At 68.1% G+C, this 4,580-nt stretch carries 4 protein-coding genes and 1 pseudogene; 2 read left to right on the top strand and 3 right to left on the bottom strand.

Features of this window, described 5'->3' with window-relative positions; all coding sequences use genetic code 11:
* Both WBV89_RS09135 and panC read left to right on the top strand, forming a co-directional pair.
* Positions 1–541 (top strand): P1 family peptidase (locus WBV89_RS09135; RefSeq protein WP_423981027.1); only part of this gene is annotated, 541 nt, incomplete at its 5' end.
* Positions 535–1,410: a pantoate--beta-alanine ligase gene (gene panC / locus WBV89_RS09130; protein WP_423981026.1), complete on the top strand. Its 876-nt coding sequence runs from the start codon at positions 535–537 to the stop codon at positions 1,408–1,410. The genes WBV89_RS09135 and panC, both read left to right, overlap by 7 nt.
* Here the strand turns inward: panC and WBV89_RS09125 are convergent.
* The 3 genes and pseudogenes from WBV89_RS09125 to WBV89_RS09115 form a co-directional block, all read right to left on the bottom strand.
* Positions 1,327–2,250 carry a lysostaphin resistance A-like protein gene (locus WBV89_RS09125; RefSeq protein WP_423981025.1) on the bottom strand — a complete coding sequence of 308 codons (924 nt, stop codon included), beginning with the start codon at positions 2,248–2,250 and terminating at the stop codon, positions 1,327–1,329. The two genes, panC and WBV89_RS09125, sit on opposite strands and share 84 nt — an antisense overlap.
* A complete protein-coding gene (locus tag WBV89_RS09120; RefSeq protein WP_423981024.1) occupies positions 2,247–3,833 on the bottom strand; it encodes a M1 family metallopeptidase in 1,587 nt (528 codons plus the stop codon). Before WBV89_RS09120 ends, WBV89_RS09125 begins: the two co-directional genes overlap by 4 nt.
* Before the next feature lie 4 nt (positions 3,834–3,837).
* Positions 3,838–4,580 (bottom strand): annotated as a pseudogene (locus WBV89_RS09115) (aldehyde dehydrogenase family protein); the annotation flags it as partial.

Genomic DNA, 4,580 nt, shown 5'->3' with positions numbered 1-4,580 from the left:
CCAGGGTGGAGTCGGGACCGCGAGCGTGACGATCACGATCGCCGGGGTCGACGTGTGCGTCGGAGCGATCGCGGTCGTCAACGCGCACGGGTCCCCGATCGACCGATCCACCGGTCTACCGTGGGAGCGCGGCGGTCTGGCGATGAAGCGCCCGTCCGCCACCCAACGCCGAGCCGTCCACGACGCGTTGGCCGCTCCTCCGACCGTCGGGCTGAACACGACGATCGGAGTGGTCGCAACGACCGCGCGGCTCGACAAGGCCGAGTGCTCGAAGGTCGCGTCCGTTGCTCACGACGGTCTCGCTCGAGCGATCCGTCCAGCACATTCGATGACCGACGGCGACACCGTCTTCACGCTCGCCACCGGGGGCGTCGCGCTGCCGGGACACGACGAGGGCAGGGTCGGAGCACTCAACCAGATCCTCGAGGCGGCGGCCGATGTCTTCGCCGCCGCGTGCACGCACGCAGTGATCACCGCGACAGCGATCGGGGACGCCCCGGCGTGGCGCGACCTGTGTCCGCATACGCTCGACTCATGCTGACGTTGACCGACCCGGCAGAGATGCGCGCCTGGTCACGTGCGCACACCCGGTCCGGACGCACGATCGGGTTCGTCCCGACCATGGGAGCCCTGCACACCGGCCATCTGGCGCTGATCGCCGACGCCCAACGTCGGTGCGACGAGGTGGTCGTGTCGATCTTCGTCAACCCGCTGCAGTTCAACGAAGCCGCCGACTTCGACAGCTATCCGCGTCCGATCGATGCCGACGTGGCCGCGTGCGAATCCGCCGGCGTGGCGGTCGTGTACGCCCCCACCGCCCGGACGATGTACCCCGAGCGGTTCCAGACGCGGGTCGTTCCCGGTGCGCTCGCCGAGCAGATGGAGGGTCCGGGGCGTCCCGGACACTTCGAGGGTGTCGTGACCGTCGTGGCAAAGCTGTTCGGTGCGGTCCGACCCGATGCCGCCATCTTCGGGCAGAAGGACTTCCAGCAGCTCGCGATCATCACCGCGATGTCCGCCGACCTCGACCTCGGTATCGAGATCATCGGTCACCCGATCGTGCGCGAGGACGACGGGCTCGCCCTGTCGAGCCGGAACGTCCGACTCACAGCGGACCAACGTGACGCTGCGAGGTGCGTGCCCCGCTCACTCGATGCCGCCTGCGAGGCAGCTGCCCGGGACGAAGCCACCGCCGGTTCGGTCACTGCGGCAGCGCTCCGCGTCATCGAGGACGAACCGCTCGCCCGGCTGGAGTACTCGACCGTCTTCGACCCGGGAACGCTCGCCGAGCTCGACGCTGTCACCCGTCTCACCGCTCCCGACGGTTCACACGCACGTCCGCGGATCGCGACGGCCGTCTGGTTCGGTGATGTCCGCCTGATCGACAACCGCGACCTCTTCGGCAGCTGACCGACGTTCGACCACGGAGGTCGCGGCGCGGCCGTCGAACAGGTCCGGATTGTCCTCGATGATCCGGTCGCGGACGCCGGACAGCAACAGCAGCATCACGACACCGTTGAAGATCGCGTGAGCGACGATGGTCGGACCGATTCGGCGCAGGAGGTACGCGGCGGTCCCGAACGAGATGCCGACGCCGGACAGAATCAGCACGAGGCCGAGGTTTCCCGCGCCACGGACCGGATCGACGTGCACGATTCCGAACAGGACGCCCTGGACGACGACGGCGGCAACACCCGGCATGGTCGAACACAGGCTGCGCATCACGATGCCGCGAAAGACCAGCTCCTCGACCAGCGGGGCGGCGACCACCGCCGTGATGATGATCGCCACCGCATAGGTGCGATCGGATGCGAGCTCGCCGAGATCGTCGGTGTTGTTCGTCACCGGCACGTCGAGAGCGAGCACGACGACACCGATGACGGTCTGGACCACGACGGTGCAGATCCAGATCAACGGACCCCAGGCGAGGTCGGTCCATCGCGGACGGGCACCGACGTCATCGAGGCGGCGTCCGCTCCCCCATCGATCGGTGGCGTACCACCACCACGCGACCGACGGTCCGTAGCCGGCAACCGCGAGCAGCGCGACATACACGGCGACCGGCCACTCGAAGTCCACGACGAGGTCGAGCAGGTACTTCGAGGCGACGAGCGATGCTGCGAGCACCACGAGCGCACCGATGCCGGGCGCGAGTGGCAGTGTCGGGTGAGCCGGAGTCGCCGTCGTGACGAACGCGGGCTGGCCGATCGGCGTGGTCGGCGGCCCCCACGGCGGTGGTGACGACGTCATGGGTACTGGGCCGGCAGCGCGTCGGCGAACAACCAGGTGTCGAAGAAGTCGTCCAGGTCTCTTCCGGCTACCCCCGAGGCGAGCGCGATGAAGTCGTCGGTCGATCGGGAGGTTCCGTCGTTCTCGGCGACCCAGTCCTTCAACAGCCCGAAGAATGCATCATCGCCGATCTCCGACCGCAGCGCGTGGGCGACGACGGCACCACCGTCGTAGCTGTTGAAGCCGAACAGGTTGTCGGCAGTCGGATGTCCGGTCGAGCCGGTTCCGCTCTGACGCTGTTGAAGCATCGCGTCGGCGTAGCTGTCGATCGGCTGCAGCCCGATGTGGTCGAGCCACAACCATTGCGCGTATGTGGCGAAGCTCTCGTTCAGCCAGATGTCGGTCCACATCGCGGGACTGACGGCATTGCCGAACCACTGGTGCGCCAGCTCGTGGCTGAGCAGCAACTGCGGGAAGAACGCCGGGCCAACGTTCGGTCCCGTCGGGAAGTCGGCCTCGCCGAACATCGAACGTCCCTGCGTCTCCATCGCCGAACCGTTCAGCCCGTCGACGAACGCGAGCCCGTAGCGATCGAGCGGGTACGGACCGAAGTAGTCCTCGAAGAACGAGAGCTGGTCGGCGATCGAATCGATCGATGTCGCAAAGCGTTCTCCTTCCCCGGCCGGGACGACGTGCGTCAGCGGGATGGTGGCCCCATCGACGCTGGAGACCGATGTCCCGTCGATGACGTCGTAGTCCCCGATGATCATCTGCACCAGGTAGGTCGACATCGGCTCGGTCTGTTCCCAGGCCCAGACCCCGTCACCTTCGCCCGCGGCATCGCCTCGCCGTTCGAGCGAGCCGTTGGCGACGGCGGCGAGGTCGGGATCGACCGAGACGTCGAATCGCCATCGGGCCTTGTCCGAGGGATGGTCGTTGGCCGGCATCCACGTGCGCGCTCCGTCGGGTTCGTTCAGGACGTACGACTGTCCGTCGGCGCCGGATTGCCAGCCGATCTCGAGGCCGTACTCGGTGCGTTCCGGCTCGGGGACGAACGAGTAGTCGATCTCCGCGACGACCGTCTCGGAGCGGTCCTCCGGGAGTTCGATGTGGAGCTTGGTCTCGCCGACCTCGAACGGCGCGGTCACCGAGTCGACCGTGACGCGGTCGATGTCCAGGTCGACCGCGTCGAGGGCGAGCACCCCGACACCGGTACGGACGCTCGCCAGAATCGTCACGTTCGCTTCGATCGCGTCGTCCGATCCGGCCGTCGCCGAGTTCGGGGGCGGGACGTCGAGGGCGACGGCGTAGGTCTGCACGTCGACGTCCGTCGAACCGAGCTCCGGGAACAACGCGTCCCCGACGGAGAGGCTCGGCGACGCGGGCTCCCCGTCGTCCGAGCTCTCCTCGGCCTCATCGTCGGCTCCGTCGTCCGAATCGGCATCCTCATCCGAATCGATGTGCTCGTCCGGATCGGTGTGCTCGGGCGTACTCGGCGCGGTGGGGGTCGCGTCGCGGGCGACTGCGGTCGGGTCCGAGGACGCGCCGGCGCAGGCGGACAACACGCCGAGGGACGTCACGGCGGCGAGGACCAGGCGGTGCATTTCGTCAGCGGCGCGTGGATGCGTCGGTCACGGTCGCTCGGTAGCGGACGGTGTGGACGCTGTCGCCCGAGAGGATTCCACCACGTCCGAGCATCCGCCCACCCTGCCAATTCGACAGACCGAGTTCGGGCTTGTCGAGCGCGTACTGGCCATCGACCCAGCGGGTGAAACCATCCCCCACGAACGGGGCGTCGATCGAGGCATAGAACCGCTCGTGCTCATCGGCATCGGTACTGATCATCGATGCGACGAAGTGCGGGCTGTAGCGGTCGAACAGGCCGACCGCCTCGTCGATGCTGTCGACGACCACGAGGGTCAGCTCGGGGCTGTTCTCCCACTCCCACTCGGTCGCGAGTTCGGACTCGGCGAGCGGCGACGCCAGCGGCTCGTCCGACGTGCCGTCGGCCCGATCGATCGCGACGATCGTGTCGAACATCTCCGACGGTATGTACCGCTCGCTCCCCTCGACCACGTGCAACCGAGCGTGAGTCTGGCGCTCCTCGGCCGCATCTCGGACGCCGGCCAGCGCGGCGGGCATCGCCGAGTCGACGCGGGATCGGACGATCGCGAGACAGTTGAGCGTGTTGCACACCTTGCGGTCGAGCGAGTGACGCACCGACGCCCGAACCGTGTCGGGATCGCCATGTTCGCCCACGACGATCCACGCCCCACCGGTGCCGTGCAGGCTGACGGGGACCCCCGCCTGTGACGCCACGGCGCCCAGCTGAGCGACGGCGCGACCCGACC

Source organism: Ilumatobacter sp. (assembly GCF_049588435.1).
Taxonomy (GTDB): Bacteria; Actinomycetota; Acidimicrobiia; order Acidimicrobiales; family Ilumatobacteraceae; genus Ilumatobacter_A.
The sequence above is the reverse complement of the archived record's forward strand: the minus strand, read 5'-3'. Positions and strand labels throughout refer to the sequence as shown.